This is a genomic window from Ruminococcus flavefaciens (genome assembly GCF_900143025.1).
Taxonomy (GTDB): Bacteria; Bacillota; Clostridia; order Oscillospirales; family Ruminococcaceae; genus Ruminococcus; species Ruminococcus flavefaciens_I.
This window is the reverse complement of sequence record NZ_FRCT01000005.1, coordinates 245,150-271,374: the sequence shown is the minus strand read 5'-3', so window position 1 is coordinate 271,374 and position 26,225 is coordinate 245,150. Positions and strand designations below refer to the sequence as shown.

Genomic DNA, 26,225 nt, shown 5'->3' with positions numbered 1-26,225 from the left:
AATGGCACAGGAAATACTCAGGCTGTCAGCAGAACAGCTTTACAAAAACGAGATAGATACACTCATAGCAAATGAAACCGCCCCTATCCCCAAAGGATGGCAGATGTCGCCCAAATCAGTGCTGACATACATAATGGGCGGAAAGGTAGGCGGAGTTGATATAACTCCGAAATACATGGGCGATAAGAGAGTCGTGGAAATATGCATCGCTACACTCGTCACAGACCGCGCCCTTCTTCTCATAGGCGAACCCGGTACGGCTAAATCATGGCTCTCAGAGCATCTTACCGCCGCTATCAACGGCAACTCATCACAGGTGATACAGGGCACAGCAGGAACTACCGAGGAGCAGATACGCTACTCATGGAACTACGCTATGCTTCTTGCAAAAGGACCTTCCTTCGAGTCTCTTGTAAAAAGTCCTATATACAACGCAATGGAAACAGGTACTATCGCACGTTTTGAGGAGATATCAAGATGTGCTAGCGAGGTTCAGGACGCACTTATCTCAATTCTTTCCGAAAAGCGCATCTCAATACCGGAGCTATCCGAGGAAGTAGCTGCCAAAAAGGGCTTCTCCATAATAGCTACAGCCAATACCCGTGACAAGGGCGTAAACGAAATGTCCTCGGCTCTGAAAAGACGTTTCAACATCGTCATACTCCCACCGCCGTCGGATATGGATACTGAGATAAACATAGTCAAGACCCGTGTTGCACAGATGTCGAAGGATATGGAGCTCAATGCAGCTATGCCTACAGACAGTGACTTTGAGAAAATAGTAACTGTATTCCGTGAGCTGCGTGAAGGCAGAACTCTCGACGGACAGGTGAAGATAAAGCCCACAAGCGGCGTTCTTTCCTCCGCAGAGGCTATATCACTAATGGTAAACAGCATGGCACTTGCAGGCAGCTTCGGCAGCGGAAAAGTAACCGACTCCGAGCTTGCCGCCGCATTGCAGGGCGCAGTAGTCAAGGACGATGACAAGGACAAGTCTGCGTGGACAGAATACCTTGAAAATGTAATGCGGAAAAAAGGCAGAGACTACGCCGAACTTTACAGCGAATGTATGGAGCGCAATGCATAATGGCTGAATATTACGGCGTAAGACACCTGTCACCTGCCTGTGCGTATTACGTCAGAGAATTCCTTGACCGCACAAAGCCAAAGGCTGTGCTTATAGAAGGACCTTCCGACCTCAGCGGACTAATTGAAGGACTTTGCTCTCCGAGGGTACGGCTTCCCGCTGCCATACTCGCCTATACTACAGAAGCTCCCGTCAGGACAGTAATGTACCCAATGGCGGAGTTTTCTCCCGAATATCAGGCAATGCTCTGGGCTGTCACTAACAATATCCCTGTAGAATTCTGCGACCTCCCCTCAGGAAGCCTTCTGAGCAGGGAAAGAGAGGACGAGAACAGCCCACAGGAAAGCGAAAGCGTCTACAGCAGGCTTGAAAAGCTTACAGGACTTGATACGGACACATTCTGGGAATACCGCTTTGAACACTGTGAAAGCTATGACGACTTTATAGCTGCCGCAAAGGAATACGGAAAATCCATAAGGGAATTTTCAATTTCTGACGAGCATAACGAGCTTCGAGAAGCATATATGCGCCGCAGGATAAATGAGACCGAGGAAAAATACGGCAAAACAGCTGTTATTACAGGAGCCTTTCACACAAGCGGTATAAAGGACAGACCATATACCGACAAGGACAAAATACTCACAGACAAACTTGAAGCTGCGGCTTCAAAGGCTACACTGATGCCCTATTCATATTACCGCCTTTCCTCGCGCTCGGGCTACGGTGCAGGCAGCAAAGCTCCTGCTTACTATGAAATGCTCTGGAACAACCGTATCAAGGGTACTCTTGATAATACTGCCCCCGAATACCTTTCTGCACTTGCGGCATATCAGCGCAAAAACGGCTTTTCCGCATCATCGGCAGAGGTCATCGAAGCACAAAGGCTTTCTCTGACCCTTTCCGCTATGAGAGGCGGCAGACTCCCCTCAATGTCAGACCTGCGTGACAGTGCGGTTACCTGTCTTGGTCACGGCAGCTTCGGTGAGATATCACTTGCCTGCGCAGATGTAGAAATAGGCAGCAAGATAGGCGAACTCCCTGAGGGTACGGTCTGCACATCAGTACAGGAGGACTTCATGCTTCAGCTTAAAGAGCTGAAACTGGAGCGCTACCGCACTGCCACAGTACAGGAGCTTGACCTTAACTTGCGTGAAAACCTGAGAGTAAAATCCGAGAAATCAGCATTTCTTGACCTAAATCGCTCTTTTTTCCTGCACAGGCTATTGCAGGCAGGGGTGCATTTCGGTGAAAAGCTGCTTCATTCACAGGAGAACGCAACATGGGCAGAAAAATGGAATATCAGCTGGACTCCCGAAACAGAGATACAAATAGTTGAAGCCTCCCTCAACGGCGATACAGTCGAGGAAGCTGCAAGAACATCTCTGAATATGGAGCTTGCTTCCTCGGAAACGCTGACCGCTACCGCGAAGACGCTTTATTCCGCTCTTTTATGCGGACTCCCCGATTGCATAAAAACAGCAGCATATGCCGTACAGAAAATGGCTGCTGACTGCGCTTCCCCCTCGGACGAGGGCAGCACAATAGGCAGTCTTTCCGCAACAGTCCGCTACGGAAACATACGCAGACTCGATGCAGAGCCAATCATACCGCTTATAAAGCAGCTTTATCTGAAATTCTGCCTTCAGCTTTTCACAGCTTCTATATGCGATGCAAATGCAGCAGAGGAAATTATAACGGCAATGACAGCAGTACATGATGCCTGCATCGCTCACGATTTCCTTGACAGTGAACGCTTTATCGCTCTCCTCGGCGACATTTCCGACAGTGATACGGTAAATCCTCTAATATCGGGATTTGCCTGCGCACTTCTTGCAGAGCAGGGAAAAATAGCTCCCGAAAAGCTGTCAGAGCTTGTTTCACGCCGTCTTTCAAGAGGCACACCTCCTCACGAGGGTGCAGCGTGGTTCGAGGGACTTGCAAAACGAAACCGCCGCAGTCTTATCGGCAGACTCACACTATGGGAAAAGCTTTGCAGCTTTATAAGCGAGCTTGACGATGATGAATTCAAACCTGTGCTAATCTCGCTTAGAAGAACATTTGCGGATTTCTCACCTGCCGAAAAAACTGACATAGCCGAAAATATCGGCGAAGTTCTTGGAATTTCCACACAGCAGGCAGCAGAGATGATAACCGCCGAGGTCACAGCCGAGGAACAGCAGGCTATCGACGAGCTTGACGATTTTGATTTTGGAGATATATGATATGGAACATCAACAGATCTTAAAACGCTGGAGACTTATCCTCGGGGCTGAGTCACAGGACAAAATATCAACTCTTGGCGGTGCTGCGCTGTCTCAGGAGGATATACTCATGGACTCCGCTCTTTCACAGATATACGGCAGCTCTTCATCGGGCAAAGGCGGCAAGCTTGGCGGACACGGAGCTTCATCGCCTCAGCTCACCAAATGGCTGGGCGATCTGCGCACGCTGTTCTCACCAATGGAAATAAAAGTCATACAAAAGGACGCCATCGAACGCAAAGGACTGAAGCAGCTGCTTTTCGAGCCTGAGATGCTTGACGGACTTGAACCGGATATATCCACCGCATCACTGCTTCTCATGCTGAAAGATCAGATACCCGCAAAAGCCAAGGACAACGCACGAGCATACATTGCAAAGATAGTTGAGGACATAAACCGCCGCCTTTCCGACGACCTGCGCCGTTCGGTCACAGCTGCACTCAACCGCCGCGAACACTCCCCAATCCCCTCGGCGTCCGCTCTGGATTACAAAATGACCATACGCCGCAATTTAAAGAACTACGATCCACAGCGCAAGGTACTGCTCCCCGAAAAATTCTACTTTTTCGAGCGTGCGGCAAAGTCCGCTTCACGTACCGTAATACTTGATATAGACCAGAGCGGCTCAATGGGCGAATCAGCGATATACTCCTCCATAATGGGATGTATACTCGCAAGCATAAACGCTCTTAAAACACATATAATCGCCTTTGATACGGCAGTAAATGACCTTTCCGACCTTTGCAGCGACCCTGTTGAACTTCTCTACGGCATACAGCTTGGAGGCGGAACTGATATAAATATGTCCGTTGCCTATTGTCAGGAGCTTATCACAGAGCCGTCAAAGACCACCATGTTCATAGTCACAGACCTGTATGAGGGAGGTAACCGCGCTCAGCTCGAACGCAGACTATCCGAGCTGAAAGCGTCTGGGGTCAATGTAATAGTGCTCCTCGCAATATCCGACAGCGGCAAGCCCTGCTATGATACACAGCTTGCGGAAAAGGTCTCGGCAATGGATATACCATGCTTTGCCTGTCCGCCCGAAAAGCTTCCCGAGCTTCTTGATGCTGCACTGAAAAAGCGCAGTCTCAAGGCATTCGTGCAGAATGTTTATGACAAAAAATAAAAAAGCACCCGAAAGCGTTGTAAAAATCTGCTTTCGGGTATTTTTTTCAAGTCTTTTCGGTTTTGCTGCCGTCAAGGATTTTCCTTGCAATATGAACATTGAAAAACTCTATCAGCGGTCCCATAAAAAATGCCGTGATTATAGTGCCTATGCCTGCTATTGTGGATATCTCTTTAAGATGTCCTCCACCTGCAATGAACATGACAACACCAAGAACAACGCAGCACAGATCAGTGCATACGCGTATGAACCTGAACTGACCTATCTTCCACTTGTTCGCCATTATGAGTGCTACAGCATCATAGGTGGAAACACCGAGATTTGCAGTGATATACAGCGATGAACCGATGCATATTATCACAATTCCCACGATAAGAAATACCACTCTGAGCTGCAAGGTCGGTTCGGGAATGAGCCAGCGGAACAGCTTGTAGGAATATTCCGTAACATAGCCCAACAGGAACAGATTTATGAACGTAGCAATACCGATGTAATGCCTGTCAAATATGAGACTGAACGCCAGCAGCACAGCATTTACGATAACGTAAAGCGTACCGAAGCTAATGGGTATAAGCTTGCTTATACCGCTCATAAATGACTGAAATGGGTCAACTCCGAAGGCTGCCATTTTGAATATGGCAACACTTACAGCACCCGTCAGCACACCAAGCACCGACATTATTATCCTTCTTTTCATGTTTTCACTCTTTCCATTTTTTCTTGATTATAACACGGTCATAGTAAATATGTCAATTTAATTATTGCGCAAAAGTAAGCATTTTTAGCTGAATAACAGCTGCTTTCAAAAAAATGCGGAAAGAAAATACAGCATAATCAACAATTCAACATTCATTTTATTGTACAACGCTACAAATTATTCCATTATCATTATTAATTCACAAAATGTTATCAATTACATTGAAATAATATGATATCATATAGTTATAATGCTATATAGAATCGATAATAGGGTTCTTTTTCAGCAAAATTAAGCGGACAATAACAGGGTATCCATTCTGCCCTGTCTAAAATATTCAACTTGGGGGGGACTCGTTGTGAGTACTATCAATTTAGAGAATTGCAGTCTTGAAAATGTAGTCAACTTTATAACACAGGAAGTTGACGCAATAATAGCTGTTGACGGAAAAAATGATAAATACAAGGCTATCGCCAGAAAAGGATTATTTTCTGAGATCGTTGAGGAAGAAGGAAAATACAACGACCTCATAAAAACGCTATGGTATCATTTCAGCGACGGTTCAAGCGAGGTCGTTGAAGATTATCATGTCTTTGTCCCCACAGCAGGTATTTTCCTCGGCAAATACAGTAAAAGAGTAAAGATCAACTACAACGAGCAGCCGCACGTTGTTCAGATGACAATATATCCGACTTCTCAGCCGGATATGTACATATTCATACTTGACGAGCTTGACGGCAGTCAATACGTTGACGAAGCGCTTACAAACAAAAAAGTTGAGTCCATTCAGAACACATACCTATTCTCAATGTATGTTGATCTCCTGAACGATACCGTAAACAGCTGCAGTGTAACCGAAATATCCGATGAAGTAATTAATCAGCAGATAAAATACTCTGACTGGCGCAAAAAGATAGTAAATATGTTCGGTCCCGAGGATCAGCCGGTCTTCATGCAAAGAACATCTCCCGAATATCTCAAGAAAAATCTTGCTCCGGGAAAAACATCTTCATATGACTGTATGATGCTTAATCTCGAAGGGAAGTTCATATGGGTAAAGCTTATTTTCTCCCGTGCAGAAACAAATAATGACGATGATTTCATATTTGTATTCATGGTCCAGGATATCCACGACAATACTGTCGAGCTTATGGAAACGCTGAAAAAATATGAAGATATGGCTTCAAAGGATACTCTCACATCTGTTTACAACCACGGACGTATCGAAACAGAGATGCGCAACGCTGTTGAAACTAAGAAGAAGTTTAACATGGACGTTTCCATATTGATGATAGATATAGACTTTTTCAAGAGTGTAAACGATGCATTCGGTCACTCCGTCGGTGATACAACTCTTATCCGTTTTGTTGAAACGATCACTAAATCAATTGACGGCTATAAAGCAGTTTTAGGACGCTGGGGCGGTGAAGAATTTGTTGTGGTACTCTACGGTACCAACGATGTCAAAAGCCTTTCCCTTGCTGAAAAGATAAGAACAAGCGTCGCTGCCGAAACATTTGATACAGTAGGTCATATCACCTGTAGTATCGGAATGACTCATGTAAGATCTGATGACGAACTCGATGCCGCATTTGAACGCATGGACAAGGCTGTATACGAAGCAAAATCCGCAGGCAGAAACTGTGTAAAGGTACTTTGATACAATGAAAAAATCCCGAAAGCGGTTTATTACTGCTTTCGGGATCATTTTTTATTAAGAGCCGATGCCACCTTTTTCTGTACGGGGAACCTTTTTCTGCGCGGTACTTCCCTATCATAAATCTCACAAAGCTTTTCTGCGTCCTTAGAGTCAAGGAAACGGATAAGCCCCAGCGTCAGCCCATGTACAGCGTTCATTATCCAGTACGCACTGGTAAAGCTGATATATTCAGCCTGTGCATGATAGATATACTCCAGCACATCTGCCGCCTCTTCCGAGGACGGTCCTGAAGCTTCAATTTCCTTCAGTATGGCATCAAGCTTATCTGCAAAAGCTTCATGACAGGGATCATCGGATATCTTTTTTCCCATACCGAAAAGCCCGTCACCCGGCTTTTTTTCCTTTTCCAGCTTTTGCACCTGATTTATATAATCAATGTAAAGCTCTCTTACTTCTGTCAAACCCATGAACTATCTCCATTTCAGATGTTTTCATTCACAGAGATATCACTGTCTGCATCTGAATCCTCAGCATCAGCTTCCTCTGCAACTGCTTCTATCGTATCCTCTTCTTTAAGCTTTGCATCATCAAGATCAGCATGAAAACGCTTGTACGAATATACACCAAAGCCTATAGCCGCCGCAATGAAAACACCGCCTATTATCCAGCACAATGTCTTACTCATAGTTGTATCATCAGCAGATGCGATCTTGAACGCAAGATAACATATATACACAGCAACAATAAATCTAAGTGCTGCAAATCTTAATGCCTTTGAATATTTTACCTGATCATATTTTGAACTGTTCATTGCTTTTTCCTTTCGCATAAAATACAGATTACGGCCCGGAGCTCCCCATGACTGCCCCGAGCCGTATTATTCTGTTTTTTAACCTGCCTTACCTGTTTTCTTGTTTGATACAACGTCAAAGATAACAGCGATAAGAAGAACTGCGCCCTTTACAACATACTGCCAGTTGTTGTCAAGACCCTTGATAGACATACCCTGATTGATTACACCGAGGAGTATAGCACCTACCATAACGCCGCCGACTGTACCGCTTCCACCGTATGCAGAAGCACCGCCGATGAAGCATGAACCGATAGCGTCCATTTCAAATGAGTTACCGGTATCACCGTTTACAGAACCAACACGGGCTGCAACGAGAAGTCCCGAAAGACCTGCCAGTAATGACATAGATGTATATGCCATGAAGTAAACCTTGTTTGTATTGATACCTGAAAGCTTTGTAGCCTTCTCGTTTCCGCCGACTGCGTAGAAATAACGTCCGAATGCAGTCTTTGAAGTGATGAATGCATAAATGAGAACTATTGCAAGAACCCATATAGCCATTACAGGGATACCCTTGTAGAGAGAGAGCTTCCATGTATAAGCAAGTATGAGAGCATCAATAACGAGTATCTTTCCGAACTGTGATATAGCAGATGTCTGCTTATAACCCTTCTTAGCCTTCTTTGCACGGTTGATAACTGTTATAGCGAGAAGAGCTACTGCAATTATGATACCTGCGATAAAAGCGGAAAGCTTTACTTCAACGCTTCTGCCTTCAGCCTGTATAGTCCATGAATGGTCAAGACCGGGAACATCTATATAAGATGAGAAGATATCAAGGAACTTCTTGCCCTTTGATCCGTCAACCTGCTGAATAGCAATGGTCTTTGAATCCAGTATCTTTCTTCCGATACCTCTGAACAGGAACATTCCCGCAAGAGTACAGATAAACGGAGGGATATGTATATATCCTATCCAGAAGCCCTGCCACATACCGATAAGTATGGATATAAACAGACAGAAGCATATTACAAAAATAGGATCAAGGTTGTTTTTCGACAACAGCTGTGCGGCGACCGCTCCGATGAGACATACCGTTGAACCAACGGAAAGGTCGATGTTACCGCCTGTGAGGATACACATAAGCATACCGCAGGCAAGAACCAGTACGTATGCATTCTGTATCAGAAGATTGGACATATTCTGTGCAAGCATAAGCTTCTGTTCTGTCCATACAGTAAAGAATATAAATACCACGACCAGAGCAATGACCATGGTGTATTTTTTTACGAATGACTTAACGTTCATGTTACACTCCTTCGATCATTATTTTTTATCGGACATAAGGATAGCAGACATTATCTTTTCCTGCGTTGCATCAGCAGCAGGCATCTCTGCGACCATCTTGCCCTCGTTCATAACGTATATACGATCACACATACCAAGCAGCTCGGGCATTTCCGAGGATATCATGACAACTGATTTACCCTGTGCCACAAGATCATTCATGATGCAGTATATCTCATACTTTGCACCAACGTCGATACCTCTTGTCGGCTCATCAAGGATAAGCACCTCAGGATCCGCAAACATCCATTTTGCCAGCAGCACCTTCTGCTGGTTTCCGCCTGAAAGGTTTCCGACTGCCTGCTGTACAGAAGGAGTCTTGGTTTTGAGCTTGCCCTTGTATTCCTCTGCAACAGCATTTTCCTTGTCAAAGTTTATGATACCCTTACTGCACACCTTTTCAAGTCGTGCCATAGTGGTATTTTTAGCAATGCTCTCTGCAAGTATAAGACCATTGCCCTTTCTGTCTTCGGTAACGTATGCAAGACCTGATTCGATAGCGGAACGGACACTTTTCAGTTCCTTTTCCTGACCGTCGATCTTCAGCTTTCCGCTTATGCCTGTACCGTAAGACCTTCCGAAGATAGACATTGCAAGCTCGGTACGTCCTGCACCCTGCAAGCCCGAAAATCCAACTATCTCACCGCGGTGAACATTGAAGGATACGTTGTCAACTACCTTCTTTTCGGTATATATCGGGTGATGTACAGTCCAGCCGTTTACCTCAAGACCTATCTTGTCGCTTATATTGTGCTCGCGTGAAGGATAGCGGTCGCTGAGCTCACGTCCTACCATTCCGCGTATGATGCGGGCTTCGTCGATATTGTGCTCTGCATTGTCGATAGTTTCGATTGTAGAGCCGTCACGAAGCACGGTTATCTTATCTGCAACATAAGATATCTCATTGAGCTTATGGGAAATAATAATTGAAGTCATGCCCTCTTTCTTAAAGCCTAATAAAAGATCGAGAAGCATCTTTGAATCTTCCTCATTAAGTGATGAAGTAGGCTCGTCAAGTATGAGCAGCTTAACGTTCTTGCTGAGAGCCTTTGCGATCTCAACCAGCTGCTGTTTACCTGTACCGATATCCTTGATAAGTGTTGTAGGTTCTTCCTTCAGACCTACCTGGCGCATATGCTCGCCTGCCTCATGATAGGTCCTGTCCCAGTCGATACCAAAGGCGCCCTTGCGCTCATTTCCCAGGAACATATTCTCACCGATAGAAAGCTCAGGGATAAGAGCAAGCTCCTGATGTATGATAACAATGCCCTTTTCCTCACTGTCATGCAGTGTTTTGAACTGGCAGGTCTCACCATTATAAACGATATCTCCGGAATATGAACCATATGGATATGTTCCGCTGAGAACATTCATAAGTGTGGATTTACCTGCACCGTTTTCACCAACAAGAGCGTGTATCTCACCTGGTCTTACCTGAAGATTAACATTATCGAGAGCCTTTACACCGGGGAACTCCTTTGTGATCTTTTTCATTTCAAGTATAAATTCTGCCAAGTATAACCCTCCTTTGACCTGCGAAAATGGCTATTTACCGTTCGCAGATGACCTGAAAATTTATAAAAAGGGACGGGCACAGCCCGCCCCAAATATATTATTTCGTTATTCGTTTATCAGGTCGTAGAAGCTGTAGACTCAAGATACTTGTTAGCAGAATCCCACTGATAGAGTCCTGTATCTACGAGGAGGTCGAGATTATCCTTAGTGATAACATAAGGAACGAGGAGGTATGAAGGAACTACCTTCACGCCGTTGTTATATGACTCTGTATCATATGTAGCCTCAGCATCAAGTGAGCTTACAAGACCAGCATCAGGTGTCTGACCTGAAAGGATAGCCTTTGATACTTCGAGAGTAACGCTTGCTTCATCGCTTACGTTCTTGTAAACTGTCATTGACTGCTTGCCGTCAACGATGTTCTTGAGGTTAGCGATATCGCCATCCTGACCTGTTACGATAGGAACATTCTTACCGCTGTAGTCAGAAGTGATAGCCTGAGCTACACCAAGAGCTGTTGAGTCGTTTGAGCAGAGAGCAACATCGAGCTGTGTGCCGTCTGAATAGTATGAAGCAAGAGTGTTCTGCATATTAGAGAAAGCAGTATCTGTTGACCACTGTTCTGTAGCAACCTGCTCGAACTTCTTCTTGCCCGACGGGATCTTGAGCTTGCCTGCATCAATGTACTGCTTAACAGCATCATATGCACCGTTGAAGAAGTAGCCTGCGTTATTATCAGCAGGGTCGCCTGCTGTGAATTCGATATTGAAAGGACCGTTGCTGTTCTCAAGGTCAAGAGCATCAACAACATACTCGCCCTGAAGCTTACCAACTGTGTAGTTATCGAATGAAACGTAGTATGAAACAGCGTCTGTGTTCATGATAAGACGGTCATATGCGATAACTGCTATACCTGCGTCCTTAGCATCAGCAAGTGTCTGAGAAAGTGTGCTTCCGTCGATAGCAGCGATAAGGAGAAGATCTACCTTATCAGCGATCATGCTCTGGATATCGTTGTTCTGCTGGTTTGTGTCATTGTCGGAATACTTGAGCTCAACAGAATAACCTGCTGCCTCGAACTGTGACTTGAGGTATTCACCGTCACGGTTCCAACGCTCAAGAGACTTTGTAGGCATTGCGATACCGACTGTCTTTCCGCCTGCACTGCTGTCTGTGCCTGCATTGCTGTTTGCGTCATCGTTAGCCTTTGTAGTTGCGTCTGCACTGTTGTTGCTGTTACTGTTGTTGCTGTTGCTGCCATTGCTTTCAGAAGACGAGCTGTCTCCGCAAGCAGTAAATGCGCCTAACATTACCAGTGAGCTTACAGCAGCAAGAAACTTTTTGATTTTCATTTGAAAATTCCTCCTTTTGAATATTAAAAAATAATTGTTAAGAAATTGTTGCCATAAAAATTATAACGATAAACGTTATAAAATATTTTACTCTCTTTTCTTTGACGTGTCAATTGTTATATCTGCATTTTGTCGGATTGAATAACATCGTTCCACATTTTATATGCACATTGACAATCGACTCTTCAATAATTCTTTCTTTTGTGATACAAAAATATAAAAACCGCGCGTTTTATACAAATGGTAATCCATTATGTGTATTTTGTCTTTCTATATAGTATAAACGATGCTTGACAATACAAATGGACAGGTGTTTTAAAATTTTTTTATTTACTTAAATCAGTGACCATATTTATAGTTATTTTTTGTTATTCAGAAGGTCATCATTACATATCCGCTTGAAAAAAATAACCGCAGATGTTATAATATGAAAAACGAGAAGAGGCGGACAGCAAAATGGCAGAAATAATGATAATAGATGATGATACACATATAAGTGATATGCTGTGTGAGGCATTACAAGTGGAAGGCTATGCAGTATCAAGAGCTTATTCCGGCACGGAAGCACTTATGCTCCTTTCCGTGAGAAAGCCCGACCTTATACTCCTTGACCTTATGCTCCCCGGGCTAAGCGGCGAGGAGCTGATACACAGGATAAATGATATCCCTGTCATTGTTATAAGTGCAAAGACCGCCACCTCCGATAAGGTGGGGCTTCTTCTGAAAGGTGCTGCCGACTATATAACAAAACCTTTTGATATCGATGAGCTCCTTGCAAGGATAACCGTGCAGCTCCGCAAAAGCAAAAGCGTATCGGAGGGCGTGATAAAATGCGGAGAATTACAGCTTTATACAGACTCCCATACCGTTAAATACTCGGACAAGGATATAAAACTAACAAGAACCGAATACGCTATATTGAAGCTCCTCATGCAGAACGAAGGACAGGTGGTGGCAAAGCTCACTATTCTTGACAAAATAAGCGATGACACCCCCGACTGCACCGAGGACTCACTGAAAATACACGTTCATAACCTCCGCAGGAAGCTGAAAGCCGTTTCCGATACCGATTATATTTCCGCAGTATGGGGCATAGGCTTCATGCTGAAATATTAACCATATCTTAACTTATTCCTTAACCGTTTTCTTAACCATTTGATGCTATAATGGACTCAGAAGAAAAAAAGGAGGTTCTTATATGGACTATGTACTAAAAACCAATGCCATTACAAAAAAGTACAAGGATTTCAAAGCACTTGACGGACTTACCATGAATGTGCCAAAGGGTTCTATTTACGGCTTTGTAGGCAGAAACGGTGCCGGAAAAACTACTCTCATACGCACTGTATGCGGACTTCAGCCCCCTACAAGCGGAGACTTTGAACTTTACGGTGTAAAGCATACAGACAGTGCTATTTCCGATACAAGAAAGCGAATGGGAGCAGTTGTTGAAACTCCCTCTATCTACCCATATCTCACAGCTAAGCAAAATCTTGAGATACAGCACAAAATAATGGGTGTACCGAGCATGAAGGACATAGATGCGCTGTTAGAGCTTGTGGGACTTAAAGATATAGGCAAGAAAAAGGCAAAGGACTTTTCCCTCGGTATGCGTCAGCGTCTCGGCATAGCCGTTGCACTCTGCGGAAATCCCGACTTCCTTGTACTTGACGAGCCGATAAACGGTCTTGACCCGCAGGGAATAATCGAAATGCGCGAGCTTATCCTGAAGCTGAATCGTGAAAACAATATCACTATTCTCATATCAAGCCATATCCTTGATGAGCTTTCAAAGATAGCAACTCATTACGGCTTTATCAACAACGGACAGCTTGTCCGCGAAATGAGTGCAGAGGAGCTTGAAAACGAATGCCGCAAATGCGTGCGCATGAAGGTAACAGATACAGCCGTACTTGCAAGGACTCTTGACGGCATGGGCATTGATTACAAGATAATCGACAAAGAAACTGCCGATGTCTACGCTTCTCCAAATATAACCAAGCTTGCTTTCAAACTCTGGGAGGAAAAATGCGAGATATTCTCTGCATCAGAGCATGACGAAAGCCTTGAAAGCTTCTTTATATCGCTTGTGGGAGGTGGCAGCAATGAGTAAGCTCCTGAAAGTAAATATAAGCCTGATGAAATACAGGTCAGATGTAAAAATATGTATAGTACTGGGCGCGATTTTAGGTGTAGTCGAAGCCGTTTCCTGTCATATGAAAGGTAATCTGACATGGTTCGATATGTTTGAGATGAGCGTGCTCATGGTAATGTTTTTATCAGCTGTAGGCGGACTTTTCATAAGCCGCGACTATACGCATAACACCATACGCAACAAGCTCACCGTAGGGCACAAGAGAAATGACATATACCTTGCAAATCAGATAACGGAAATACTTATTTTCTGTCTGCCTCTGATACTTTATCTTATAACATCTGTGATATGCAATATCTGCTTCATAGGCACAAAGGATCTGAATTTATCAGCATTTCTGAAAAACATAGTTGTATGTCTTTTCGCTAACATAGCAATATCAGCTGTTACTACCTTTATCGCCATGACAGTAAAAAGCAGTGCAGGCGGAGTCCTGCCCATAATCCTTATGTATCCCCTGCTGTTCTTCTCTGTAATGGCACAGGAATTCCACGATATCAAATGGCTGAAAATCATCAATGACATAAACCCTTTAAGTCAGCTAACAGTTCTTATGGGACCTGATAAATCCCCGTGGCTGCACATATTCTATTCAATTTTAATTAGTGTAATATTCATATTACTCGGAATGTCAGTATTCCGAAAGACTGATCTCAAATAAAACAGGAGGTAAAAAATGGTATTATGTCTGTTATGCACCGCAGTAGTGATAATACTGCTGTGTGCAAAGATATATCTGCTGAAAAAGTCAGCACGGGAAATATCCGAGCAGTTTGCTGACAGACTGAAAAACGATACCAATAATCCTGTTTATGTTTCAAGCAGCGATAAGGATATACAGCAGCTTGCCGAAAGTATAAACACTCAGCTTGCAGAGCTCCGCCGCCAGCATCTTTCCTATATCAACGGCAACAACGAGCTGAAAAGCTCCGTAACAAATATATCCCACGATCTGCGAACTCCCCTTACAGCTATACGCGGCTATCTTGACATTTCCAAAAAGACCGACGATCCGCAGAAGCTCCACCGCTATATGGACATAATCTCCGAGCGCACGGAAGCTATGCAGAAGCTTTCCGAGGAGCTTTTCTGCTACTCCATGATAATATCAAGAGATGAAGCCCCCGAGCTTGAGGATATATACATAAATCAGATCCTTGCAGAAAGCATAAGCAGCTTTTATCCCGTACTTACTCAAAACAATATCACTCCTGTCATAGATATTACCGATGAAAAAATAATCCGCCGAGCAAATAAAGAGTCAATGCAGCGCGTATTCTCAAATATCCTCAATAACGCTGTAAAATACAGCAAGGGCGACCTTGAGATACGTCTTTCCGATGCGGGCGTGATAACATTTTCAAATATTGCCGACGAAATAACCGCTGTACAGACCGAACAGCTCTTTGAGCGTTTCTACACTGTAGAGACTGCCCGAGGCTCAACAGGTCTTGGACTCCATATAGCCCGTTATCTGCTCAGAGAAATGGGCGGAAGCATAACCGCCTCCTGCGAAAACGGTAGGCTTACATTCACGATCATGATATAGTCACATGGCTCCCGATACTGCTGTATCAGGAGCCTTTTATATAATATAGCCAAATTCGGACTCATATGTTTTATGTAAGTATTTATAAATTATTCATATATTATCATTGACTCTATTAGATAAAAATGTTATAATATAGGAGATATAATACAATAATAATAAATATGTTTGATTTTATTTAACTAAATATACAGTTATGGGGGGGATTTGTATGTTCAGCAACGATAAAATATTCAATAAAATAGCTGAAGCTCTCCTTGTCGATTATTCCAGCGTTTACTATGTCAATGCCTTGACCAACGAGTATCAGTGGTATTCTGTTGATCCTGAATTTCATTCTCTGCATATAGAACACGGCGGCGAGGACTTTTTCAAGAACATAGTCCGCGATGCGGATAAAGTGGTTTACGAAGAGGACAAGCCCATCTTCATGGACGGTTTCAAAAAAGAAAAGCTGCTTGCCGACATAAAAAAGGGCACTATGCAAAGCATAGAATACCGCCTTATGATAGACGGCAAGCCTGTATATCACACTCTCAGACTCATTCGCGGCATTGAAGATGATGAAGATTATTTCATACTCGGTGTCATAAACATAGATGAAAGAGTCCGCGACCGCGAGCGCCTTCGTCAGGCAGAACATGAGCGCGCGATCTACACACGTATATCGGAATCACTTGCCGCATATTATGATGTGCTCCTTTATATCGACTCGGATTCAGGTAATTTCTCTGAGTTTTCATTTGACAAGAAAACGGGAACTATCTGCGTAACAAACGAAGGAAACAATTTCTTTTCTTCGCTGACGGTTATGATAAACAACAATTTCTACCGCTTTGACAAAAAAAATGTTTTGAGAGCACTTACTAAAGAAAAGCTCATCGAGGAACTCAGCGATAAAAAACAATACACGCTCGAATACCGCATAGTTTCAAACGGCGAACCTATACATACAAGGCTTACAGCCATGTGGTCAAGTGACAGGTCGCATTTTATCATCGGTATCGAAAACATCGAGGAACAGCTGAAAAAAGAGCGTGAACACCTTAAAGCCCTGAAAATAGCAAATGAAATGGCACGGCGCGATGAGCTTACAGGCATAAAGAACAAAAACGCCTTCTACGAGCTCGAAAAGACAGTGCAGAGCAATCTTGACAACGGTCTTGATTATCTGCCATTTGCCATAGTAGTATGCGATATCAATAACCTGAAACTCATAAACGACACCTTAGGTCATAAGGCAGGCGATGAATATATAAAATCATCTTGCAAGCTCGTCTGCAATATATTCGCTCACAGCCCTGTTTTCAGAGTCGGCGGTGATGAATTTGTAGTATTTCTCAGAAGTTCGGATTACGAAAACCGAAGCACCCTCATTGAAGATCTGCACAATCAGGTAGTCGAAAACATGAAGAAAAAAGAAGGTCCTATCGTAGCAAGCGGTATGGCTGTTTACGATCCGCGCAATGATAAGCTTTTTACAGATGTTTTCGAGCGTGCGGATACAATGATGTACGAAAATAAAAAATGGCTGAAGAAAGGTGCTTTGGAGAAGCATATGCACGGTCCCGACAGCCTCGACGCACCTTTGCCGCTGGAAAGGAAAAAGAAGCTGGACGCTCTTTTTGAAGCATTTTCGGTTGTGGCTGACGGAACATACGTCTATATATGCGACATGAAGTATGATTATTCACGCTGGTCGAAATCAGCGGTAAAATGCTTCGGTCTGCCATCAGAGTATATGCTCGGTGCAGGAGGGATATGGGAAAAACACATCCACCCCGAAGATGCAGAGGTATATCATTCGGGAATATCCGCAGTTTTCTCAGGCAATGCTCTCGGACATGATATGCAGTACAGAGCAAGAAAGCTCAACGGCGACTATGTTCTTTGCACCTGCCGCGGTGTAGTTATACGAGATCCCAACGAGATACCCGAATTCTTCTGCGGTTCCATCCGAAACCACGGTATACAGGGACATATCGACCCACTTACAGGTCTCAGAAATCAGTACGGATTTTTCGAGGATATTGAAGCCAATATGGTAAAGAACACCGAAATGCGCATATGCATGATAGGTATCGGTAAATTTTCCGAGATCAATGAGGTTTACGGATATCATTTCGGCAATATCGTTCTCCAGAAATTCGGAAGATATATGTTTGAAAACATAAGCAGCTCGGAAAGCATCTACCGCCTTGACGGTACTAAATTCGCCGTCATATCCACTTCTCTTACAGTTGCGTAAATGAAAGAACGCTACGAAAAGCTACGCACTCATTTCAGAAAAGGCTTTTTCGTAGATGATAAATTCATTATTCTCGATCTGAATTCAGGTATCCTTACGGTAGATAACTTTATGATAGATGTGCAGACAGTGTATGCCTGCCTGAACTTCGCATACGGCGAATCAAAGGTACGCAGACAGGGCGATCTTGTGGAGTTCTACAACGATCTCAACGACGAAAACAAGCACAGGATCGAAAAGCTCCATGTAATAAGAGCTTCCATTATGCAGGACTATCAGGGCTTTTATCTGCTGTACCAGCCTGTTGTGGACGCTGTTTCCGAAAAGATAATCGGCGCAGAAGCACTTCTCAGATGGCGAAATGACGAATACGGCATAGTTCCGCCGGATCATTTCATTCCTATCCTTGAAAAGGATCCTCTTTTCTTCAAGCTCGGTCAGTGGATACTGAAAACGGCTATCCTCGGCGCAAAGGAGCTTATGAAAAAGTATCCTGACTTTATTATAAACGTAAATCTTTCATATACTCAGCTGGAAAAGACCAACTTTCTAGATATGGTCTTTGATACCCTTGAGGACACCGACTTCCCTCCCGAGCATCTCTGCCTTGAGATCACGGAGCGATGCAGGCTCCTCAATATAGATATGCTGAAAAATATAATCGTAAATCTCCGCGGAAGAGGCATAAGAATAGCCCTTGACGATTTCGGAACAGGCTTTTCATCAATGGAGATAGTAAAGGAGCTTCCTTTCGATGTAATAAAGATCGACAGAAGCTTCGTTATGAAGATAGAGGAAGACATGAAGGAACGCACCTTCATCAAGACCTTCGCCGAAGTATCCTCAACATACGGCGCAAAGGTCTGTGTAGAAGGTATAGAGACCGCAGGAATGAGACATATTCTCCTGAATTATCACGTACACAGCTTACAGGGATATTATTATTCACGGCCTGTGGAACTTGACAAGCTGCTGCAACTTGACACTGAGAAAAATCAATAGTTATAAAGCAGCATAAACGAAAAAACAAACGTTTATGCTGCTTTTGTTTTATCACAAAAGCATTACAACACAAGATCAACGGTATATTATCAAATACACGAAGATCCGGCAGTTTGTGATATAATACATATATAGCAAATAACGCGCATAAAAGGAGAGATATAATGAATCAAAGTATACAAATACAATTCTGCGCTTTGATATTTCTGCTGCTCATATGTTATTATTCATTCAAAAAGCAAAGTGTCATACTTGAAAGTATGTGGATATATCGACAGTTGGTACTGGTGACTACTCTATGCGTATTATCTGATATATGCTCCGTAGACGCTATCATTTACGCTCAGCCTTCAGAAGCGAGCATATTCTGCAGGGTCTACCTGTTCTTTGTAATATGGACAAGCTACCTGTCATTCAATTATGTATGCTATGATATCGTTAACCTGAGAAACAAAAAAAGACTGCGGCATATTTTCTTTTTGATAACGCTCATTCTTAGCGTGATACCATTTATGCTTCCGATCTCAATTATGAATGAAAAAAATGAAGTATACAGCTACGGTCCTGCCGTTTCATATACATTTATCGTTGCTCCTATATATATCATCGGCTGTATTGTAATGATACTCTTCTTCAATAAGCTTATGAACCCATACCGCAGTCAGGCTGCTATGCTATGGATGATACTTGAAACAACAGGCGCTATGATACAGCTGTTCAACCGCGAGCTGCTTCTTGTAAGCTTTTCAATGGCACTTGGAATAACCATACTCTTTGCGAAAATGGAAAATCCCGACTCGGGCTTAGACCGTAATCTCGGAATATACCGTATCCAGATGCTCTATGAATATTTAAAGCAGCTTTTCTACAGCAAAAAGCATGACTGCTCATTCATAATAATCACGGGCGAGGACACGGAAAAATCGATAAGCTCGGAAAATCTGCTGCTTGAGATATCAAATTATCTCAAAAAACAGACAAGCGACAAGGTATTCAGAGGGATAGGAAACGATCTCGTTGTTGCCTTTTCTGACGACGGCACATCAGATCGCCAACTCATACAGATAAAGAAAAGATTTGAAGCAGGCTGGTCAGGAAATCAGTTTCCCCACCCTCATTTCATCTCCATACCTTCACTGAAACCATTTCATAATGTCTCCGAATTCTTCACGGCATACCGCTATTACTCAAATATCGTAAGCGACAGCCACGAGGATTTCTTCGTTATTGACAATGATGCCATAAACAATATGGAGAAATTCCGTTCAATGCAGAACGAGATCAAGGCTGCGCTCAAGGATGACAGGTTAGAGATATTTCTACAGCCTATCTACTCCGTCAAGGAGCATAAATTCGTATCCGCAGAAGCACTTGTCCGTATGCGCAGCGATGACGGCAGTATCATAATGCCAAACCGCTTCATTCCTATCGCCGAGAGCTTGGGACAGATAGAACAGATAGGCGAACGGGTATTCGAGCTGGTATGCAAGCTGATACACGATCACGATATAGACTCTATCGGTCTGCAATACATAGAGATAAACCTTTCGGTAGTACAGTGTGAGAACACCGAGCTTGCTGCGAAATTCCTGAAAATAATGCACAAGTACGGTATTGATGCCAAAAAGATCAATCTTGAGATCACCGAATCAGGAGCTATAAAACAAAAGGACATACTTCTTGAAAATATGGAGTATCTCCGTAAATTCGGCTGTACCTTCTCTCTTGACGACTTTGGCACAGGCGAATCAAATCTTAACTACATAGTCAATATGCCCGTTGACCTTGTAAAATTTGACCGAACTATGGTCAACGCATATTTCAACAATGAAAAAGCAAAGATAATGCTGGAATCGGTAACGGAAATGATAAAGCGCATGGGTATGCACATCGTTGCCGAGGGAGTCGAGGAAAAGCATCAGCTTGAACAGCTGTCCAAGCTGGGTATAGACTTTATTCAGGGATATTACTTCTCAAAGCCCATACCTGTAAGCGAATTTCTCGATTTCGTAAGACGAAACAATTCCTCCACCTCCAAATTATAGCAGAACAGCCGCCCATTAATAGAAATGGACGGCTGTTTCTCATTATCTGTTATTTATGCTTTCGGGATAGAGGTCGTGATGAGAAAGTCTTTCCCACGCAAGCTTCTCCCACTTAGTACCTTCCCTGCCGTAATTGCAGTAAGGGTCAATCGAGATACCTCCGCGGGGCAGGAATTTTCCCCATACCTCGATATATTTCGGATCCATGAGCTTTATGAGATCCTTCATAATAATATTCACGCAGTCCTCATGGAAATCGCCGTGATTGCGGAAACTGAAAAGATACAGCTTCAGCGACTTGCTCTCAACCATTACCTTATCGGGAATGTAGGAAATATATATTGCCGCAAAATCAGGCTGTCCCGTAATAGGACAAAGGCTTGTGAACTCGGGGCAGTTGAATTTTACGAAATAATCATTGTCAGGGTGCTTATTAGGAAATGTCTCAAGCACTGACGGGTCATAGTCCGAGGAATACTTTGTATTATTATTGCCGAGAAGCGTGATGCTTCCCTTTTCGTTTTCGGTTCTGCCGCTCATATTATTCTCCTTTCATTGCAGGGTCATGTATACCATTAGCCTCAAATGCAGCCATTCTGTCACGGCAGGTACCGCATACTCCGCAGGGCTTGTCGCCGCCTTCATAGCAGCTCCATGTAAGCTCATACGGCACATTAAGGCTGAGTCCCTTAGCTACCACCTGCGCCTTGTTCATACCGATAAACGGCGCAATAACACTCAGCTCGCAGCCGCTTCCGAGATAGATAGCGCGGTTTATAGCATCGTTGAAGTCGCTGCTGCAATCGGGATAGGCATTGCCTGCTGCATCATCGCTGTGAGCACCGTAGTATATCTCGGTGCAGCCGTTTGAAAGCGCGATGCTTGCCGCAGATGCAAGGAAAAGCCCGTTCCTGAACGGAACATAAGTGGAAACAGGCTTACCGTCGGTCTTTTCAAGCTGCTCTGCATAGCTTTCCTTGGGAATATCTCCGCTTGACCCCTTTAAGAGAGTGCAGTCGCTGTCCGCAAAAATGAGCGCAAGGTCAAGCTCCTTATGTTTAACGCCGTAATGCGCAGCTATCTTACGTGCAGCTTCAAGCTCACGGCTGTGTTTCTGACCGTAGTAAAGTGAAAGTGCGAGAACATTTTCCGCACCGTATTTATCAACTGCGATAGCGAGACAGGTAGTGCTGTCAACACCGCCGCTGAATAAGACCAAAGCTTTCATATTATCCTCCTCAGTCGAATTTAACAAGCTCTTTCAGCTCCGCACTGTCGCGGAATGCCCCCATATAAGTACCTGTTACGGTCTTGGCGTTAGGATTGCGGATACCTCTTGCAGTCATACAGCTGTGGCTTCCGCGTATCATAACTCCCACATCTGGAGTGCCTGCTGCTTCCGAGATTATCTCCGCAATATCCCTGCCAAGCCTTTCCTGCAATTGCAGACGCTTTGCAGCCATATCGCATATACGTGCTATCTTGCTGAGCCCGAGAACCTTTCCGTGAGGGATATACGCAACATTTACGCTCATATCGTACATAAGAGCGATATGATGCTCGCAATAGCTGAAAACAGTTATATCCTTCATAACAACAGCACTGTCCATATCAGTATTGTAGTCAGCTTCAAATGTCTTTCCGAACATTTCTGCTATCTGATGATTTGTATAAGCAGTACCCTCAAGCACCTCCTCCAGCATACGTGCAACACGAGCAGGAGTTTCTCTGAGTCCCTCGCGCTCAGGATCCTCACCTATAGCCTTGAGTATCCCGAGAACATGATATTCTATTGCTTCTCTGTCCATTATACGCCCCTCCTTGAAGGCTCCCAGATAAACTTATGCAGCTGGAGCTGAAGCCTTACACCGTTCATTTTACGCTCCTCCATAAATCCTACTATATCCGCAGGTTCGATCTCTCCGAAAACAGGACTTATATACACATGACATCGTCCCACAAGTCCGTATTTTTCAATTATCTCCGCAGCTTTTTCAAGGTCCTCCATGCTTCCCGATACGAATTTTACTGTATCATGCTCACCGAGAAGACGGAAATTGTCCCTGCACATAAACTCCTCCATACCGCTTGACGGCAGCTTATAGTCCATAGTGAACACAGGACGATACTCCGCAGCGGCAAGTCTGCCAAGATATATACTTCCGTTTGTCTCTATCTCAACGCGGCAGCCCTGCTTCATCAGAAGCTCGGCAACTGCATCACATTCCTTTTGCAGAAGCGGCTCTCCGCCTGTGAGAGTAACATTTTCAACACCCTTTTCAGCCACCCACTCAGCAATATCCTCGGGAGTTTCATACTCAGCAGGAGCAGTCTCACAGTTTGCCCAGCTGGTATCGCAGTATGAGCAGCAGAGATTGCAGCCTCTGAAACGGATAAAGGCAGCAAGCTCACCTGCATGAGCTCCCTCACCGTTAATACTTATAAACTTTTCAACTACAGGAAGCATCAGTTTTCCTCCTCATATACCGCACAATTCTCAGGTGTTTCGTATACTGCAACACTTTCCATCGGAAGCCCCTCTGCTTTGAGGAGACCGTAGAAATGTTTTGCAAAGTTCTCGGCTGTAGGGCGGAAATCCACCTCTATAAGGCGGAAGTCCTCATCATTAAGCGCAGCAAGAGTGGCAGCCTTCAACGAGCCCTTTTCATAAATAAGCACATGGTCAAAGCTCTTTGCAAGAGTCCTGACTGCCTTTTTAAAATCGCCGAAATCAACGACCATTCCGCGTTTTTCGCCGCTTGCTGTAAGCTCGCCGCTTTTAACGACTGCTTCTATTTTCCAGCGGTGTCCGTGAATATTGGCGCATTTTCCATTATAGCCTGCAAGAAAATGAGCACTGTCAAATTCCGCAGAAGTTTTCAGTCTGTACATAACATCACCTCATGGATATACGTCGGGCGCGTCATACGCCGCTTTATGAATAAAAAAGCGTCTGCCATAAGCAGACGCACCTGTTTCGTAAAAAGAGCGCAGTTCCCCTGCACTCACAGATGCCCTGGTTTTGTTTAACGACAGGATGGCGCAAACGAACTGTCGGGAAAAGTTCCGTTCTATATTATATCATCTGTCAAACGATATGTCAACCCCTGCACGGACAAATAATCCGTATATTGACTGCTAAAAAGCCGAAAGTATATACTTTCGGCTTTTAGAGCTTATTTAGTTGAAGGTTTAAGGTCTTTTACCTTGCCGAGGAGGAACTCCTGTATCCTCAGTGCATCGTTAGATGTAATGCCTGCACTGCTCTTGTCAACATCGCCGTTTGCTTCGCCCTGTGCTGTGATGTGGTTCTTATCCGACCCCTTTAAGCCGAACTTGTCAGGATTAGCAAGAGACTGCATAATGAGTACAACGTCTGACATATCAATCTCACCGTCACAGTTTGCATCACCGTACTTCTTAGCTGCAACAGCAGGTGTCGAAGAAGTTGTTGTTGTAGTTACAGGCTTTGTTGTGGTAGTAGTTGTTGTCGTACCTGTTGAAGGCTCTGAACCGCCCTTATACAGGTCCTTAGGGAGCTCTGAAAGTGTGATGCAGAAATCGCTCTTGTAAAGCTCCTTGAACGTATCGGGATCCTGATACTCCTTGCCGCAGAGGAAGTGTGCCTGCTCCGAGTCATACCACGGGCAGAAATACAGCCAGTAAGCGTGTTCTACCTGCATATTGTTAAGGCTCGGGCATGAGTCATTCTCAGGCATTGATACCATTTTATTTCCATTTACGAATTTATTCAGAGTATAGAATATACCTGCCTCAGCGTCCTCATTCGGAACGCCCTGCTGCTTGCCGTCATGGCGGTTGTACTGGCAGTTGTACTTATCAAATCCTACGATATCTACCTTGTCATCGCCCGAGTACCACTTTGCGGAATTATCAGACCATGCATAGAGGTTCTGCTCCCAGATAAGATTGTGGAGTCCGTACTCATTTGTGAGAGTATCCTGTAAGAAGTTCCAGAGCTTGTTATATACTACTGCGCCTTCCTTCGACCACCAGAACCATGCACCAGAACCGTCGATAGGATCATCTGTACGGCTGGGGTTACCCTCAGCCTCATGGAATGGGCGGAAAATAACAGGCACACCTGCGTCCTGAAGCTTTTTCAGCTCAGCTGCAAGATTTTTCATACACAGCTGGAAGTAATCATACTCCATAGTACCCTTTACCATGCAGTTTGCAGTTACAAAGTCCGTATTCTCCGTGTAAGTAGTAAGACCGAAGTCAAGAGGCTCACCAAGAGTATATGAAGCCTTTGTTTTAGGCACATTTACGTGCCATGAAGCTGTACAGATACCGTTCTTATTTTTAGCCCAGTCTATCATACGCTGAGCAACTCCGTCGTCCCATGCATAGCAGGGGCAGTAGCTTCCGAAGTCAAATCCGCGGATAGCAGGCTCTTCGCCTGTAAGCTCCTTGATATATCTTACCTCATAGTTATAATCGTTATATGTATAGTTGCGGTTCTGAGTGCTGTAGGTATATACCTGACCGTCAGGACCTGTACAGTGCCACGGGAACTTTTCGCCCTGCTCTGTCTTGTCCCAGCTTTCCTCGTCTATGACGTACTCAACGCCTTCCTGGTCAATACACTTATTAGCGTTTGCATCGTAGCGGATAGTAGTCTCAACTGCATGACCGCCGCCGTATATCTCCTGCTGTCCCGAAAGGATATGCTTACCGTAAACGCTCTTGAGATACTTCATAAGAGCCTTAGTTTCAGGAGTAGCGTCCTTGTCAACAGTCGTTCCGCTTGCCTTTGAAAGATCGGGGAACTTCGCATTATCCACAGTTACAGTATCAATAGCCATATAACCGTATTCGCTGATGAATTCGATCGTATTCACGCCCTTGTTCATACGTACCATTCCGAAATCATAGTCTACCCACTTATCGGAATAAGCAGCCTGTGTTATATACTTTACTCCGTTGATCTTCACAGCCTGCTGTCTGCCTTCCTTATTGAGTATCTGTGCGCCGTGAACAACGATGGAATACATTCCGTCCTCGGGAACAGTGACCTCAAATGATGCAGGCTGAGCTGTGAGATAGTAAAAGCCCTCGCCGGAGTATCCGGGGAGCTCCGTCTGATAGATAGATGTCCACAGGTCTGCTCCCTTCATCTTCTCGCCCTCAATGGTATAAGGGAACGCTGTAGCCGCAGTTGCCTCTCCTGCTGCTGTAACGTTGAAAAGTCCTGTAGAACCGCACTGTACAGCCGCCATAACTCCCGCAGCCGCAAACGCAATTGCCTTTCTTAATTTGCTTTTCATGTTTGATATCCTCCTTTTATTGGAATGCTCCAATAATTCTTTAATTTCATTATACTTTCTTTTAAGTTCCGTGTCAAGACTATTTTAAGCATTA

Annotated in this window: 23 protein-coding genes; 11 read left to right on the top strand and 12 right to left on the bottom strand. The window is 44.2% G+C overall.

Annotated elements, in window-relative coordinates:
• The first annotated feature begins 1 nt into the window (after position 1).
• The 3 genes from BUB28_RS07665 to BUB28_RS07655 are packed head-to-tail and all read left to right on the top strand — an operon-like array spanning position 2 to position 4,477.
• On the top strand, positions 2–1,087 hold the full coding sequence (locus BUB28_RS07665) for an ATP-binding protein (RefSeq protein WP_072950346.1): 1,086 nt from the start codon (positions 2–4) through the stop codon (positions 1,085–1,087).
• A complete protein-coding gene (locus BUB28_RS07660; protein ID WP_081373431.1) occupies positions 1,087–3,309 on the top strand; it encodes a DUF5682 family protein in 2,223 nt (740 codons plus the stop codon). The genes BUB28_RS07665 and BUB28_RS07660 overlap by 1 nt, the downstream gene beginning before the upstream one ends.
• Before the next feature lies 1 nt (position 3,310).
• Complete coding sequence (locus BUB28_RS07655; protein WP_072950343.1) at positions 3,311–4,477, top strand: VWA domain-containing protein; 1,167 nt, start codon at positions 3,311–3,313, stop codon at positions 4,475–4,477.
• Between the two features lie 46 nt (positions 4,478–4,523).
• Here the strand turns inward: BUB28_RS07655 and BUB28_RS07650 are convergent, their stop codons facing one another.
• Positions 4,524–5,174 carry a YczE/YyaS/YitT family protein gene (locus BUB28_RS07650; RefSeq protein ID WP_072950341.1) on the bottom strand — a complete coding sequence of 217 codons (651 nt, stop codon included), beginning with the start codon at positions 5,172–5,174 and terminating at the stop codon, positions 4,524–4,526.
• Between the two features lie 358 nt (positions 5,175–5,532).
• Here BUB28_RS07650 and BUB28_RS07645 point away from each other — a divergent pair, with 358 nt between their 5' ends.
• Positions 5,533–6,834, top strand: coding sequence for a GGDEF domain-containing protein (locus BUB28_RS07645; protein ID WP_072950340.1), 1,302 nt, complete (start codon positions 5,533–5,535; stop codon positions 6,832–6,834).
• A 44-nt stretch (positions 6,835–6,878) separates the two neighbouring features.
• Here the strand turns inward: BUB28_RS07645 and BUB28_RS07640 are convergent, their stop codons facing one another.
• From BUB28_RS07640 to BUB28_RS07620, 5 genes are all read right to left on the bottom strand, one after another.
• Entirely contained in the window at positions 6,879–7,301 is a 423-nt protein-coding gene (locus BUB28_RS07640; protein WP_072950338.1) for a hypothetical protein, read from the bottom strand.
• 14 nt (positions 7,302–7,315) lie between these two features.
• A complete protein-coding gene (locus BUB28_RS07635; protein WP_207647091.1) occupies positions 7,316–7,663 on the bottom strand; it encodes a hypothetical protein in 348 nt (115 codons plus the stop codon).
• Between the two features lie 60 nt (positions 7,664–7,723).
• On the bottom strand, positions 7,724–8,935 hold the full coding sequence (locus BUB28_RS07630; RefSeq protein WP_072950335.1) for a sugar ABC transporter permease: 1,212 nt from the start codon (positions 8,933–8,935) through the stop codon (positions 7,724–7,726).
• An 18-nt stretch (positions 8,936–8,953) separates the two neighbouring features.
• On the bottom strand, positions 8,954–10,468 hold the full coding sequence (gene mmsA / locus BUB28_RS07625; protein WP_367271276.1) for a multiple monosaccharide ABC transporter ATP-binding protein: 1,515 nt from the start codon (positions 10,466–10,468) through the stop codon (positions 8,954–8,956).
• Between the two features lie 137 nt (positions 10,469–10,605).
• On the bottom strand, positions 10,606–11,841 hold the full coding sequence (locus BUB28_RS07620; protein ID WP_072950331.1) for a substrate-binding domain-containing protein: 1,236 nt from the start codon (positions 11,839–11,841) through the stop codon (positions 10,606–10,608).
• Positions 11,842–12,297: 456 nt separating this feature from the next.
• On the opposite strand from BUB28_RS07620, the gene BUB28_RS07615 reads away from it, so the two are divergent.
• The 7 genes from BUB28_RS07615 to BUB28_RS07585 all read left to right on the top strand — a co-directional run bounded on the left by BUB28_RS07615 (position 12,298) and on the right by BUB28_RS07585 (position 20,840).
• Positions 12,298–12,957, top strand: coding sequence for a response regulator transcription factor (locus BUB28_RS07615; RefSeq protein WP_072950330.1), 660 nt, complete (start codon positions 12,298–12,300; stop codon positions 12,955–12,957).
• 82 nt (positions 12,958–13,039) lie between these two features.
• On the top strand, positions 13,040–13,954 hold the full coding sequence (locus BUB28_RS07610; protein WP_072950328.1) for an ABC transporter ATP-binding protein: 915 nt from the start codon (positions 13,040–13,042) through the stop codon (positions 13,952–13,954).
• Complete coding sequence (locus BUB28_RS07605) at positions 13,947–14,657, top strand: ABC transporter permease (RefSeq protein WP_072950327.1); 711 nt, start codon at positions 13,947–13,949, stop codon at positions 14,655–14,657. The genes BUB28_RS07610 and BUB28_RS07605 overlap by 8 nt, the downstream gene beginning before the upstream one ends.
• Positions 14,658–14,672: 15 nt before the next feature.
• On the top strand, positions 14,673–15,545 hold the full coding sequence (locus BUB28_RS07600) for a sensor histidine kinase (protein WP_072950325.1): 873 nt from the start codon (positions 14,673–14,675) through the stop codon (positions 15,543–15,545).
• Between the two features lie 211 nt (positions 15,546–15,756).
• Positions 15,757–17,793 carry a diguanylate cyclase domain-containing protein gene (locus tag BUB28_RS07595; RefSeq protein ID WP_072950324.1) on the top strand — a complete coding sequence of 679 codons (2,037 nt, stop codon included), beginning with the start codon at positions 15,757–15,759 and terminating at the stop codon, positions 17,791–17,793.
• Positions 17,794–18,795, top strand: coding sequence for an EAL domain-containing protein (locus BUB28_RS07590; RefSeq protein WP_072950322.1), 1,002 nt, complete (start codon positions 17,794–17,796; stop codon positions 18,793–18,795).
• A gap of 260 nt (positions 18,796–19,055) precedes the next feature.
• Positions 19,056–20,840 carry an EAL domain-containing protein gene (locus tag BUB28_RS07585; RefSeq protein WP_207647090.1) on the top strand — a complete coding sequence of 595 codons (1,785 nt, stop codon included), beginning with the start codon at positions 19,056–19,058 and terminating at the stop codon, positions 20,838–20,840.
• A gap of 42 nt (positions 20,841–20,882) precedes the next feature.
• On the opposite strand, the gene queF is transcribed toward BUB28_RS07585, so the two are convergent.
• From queF to BUB28_RS07555, 6 genes are all read right to left on the bottom strand, one after another.
• Positions 20,883–21,380, bottom strand: coding sequence for a preQ(1) synthase (gene queF / locus BUB28_RS07580; RefSeq protein ID WP_072950319.1), 498 nt, complete (start codon positions 21,378–21,380; stop codon positions 20,883–20,885).
• 1 nt (position 21,381) lies between these two features.
• Entirely contained in the window at positions 21,382–22,068 is a 687-nt protein-coding gene (gene queC / locus BUB28_RS07575; protein WP_072950317.1) for a 7-cyano-7-deazaguanine synthase QueC, read from the bottom strand.
• Positions 22,069–22,078: 10 nt separating this feature from the next.
• Positions 22,079–22,648, bottom strand: coding sequence for a GTP cyclohydrolase I (gene folE / locus BUB28_RS07570; protein WP_072950315.1), 570 nt, complete (start codon positions 22,646–22,648; stop codon positions 22,079–22,081).
• Positions 22,648–23,310 carry a putative 7-carboxy-7-deazaguanine synthase QueE gene (queE, locus tag BUB28_RS07565; protein ID WP_139277524.1) on the bottom strand — a complete coding sequence of 221 codons (663 nt, stop codon included), beginning with the start codon at positions 23,308–23,310 and terminating at the stop codon, positions 22,648–22,650. Before queE ends, folE begins: the two co-directional genes overlap by 1 nt.
• Positions 23,307–23,732 (bottom strand): 6-carboxytetrahydropterin synthase QueD, encoded by a 426-nt coding sequence (gene queD / locus BUB28_RS07560; protein WP_072950312.1) that lies wholly within the window; start codon positions 23,730–23,732, stop codon positions 23,307–23,309. Before queD ends, queE begins: the two co-directional genes overlap by 4 nt.
• Positions 23,733–24,016: 284 nt before the next feature.
• Positions 24,017–26,131, bottom strand: coding sequence for a glycosyl hydrolase (locus BUB28_RS07555; protein ID WP_072950311.1), 2,115 nt, complete (start codon positions 26,129–26,131; stop codon positions 24,017–24,019).
• Between the last annotated feature and the right edge of the window lie 94 nt (positions 26,132–26,225).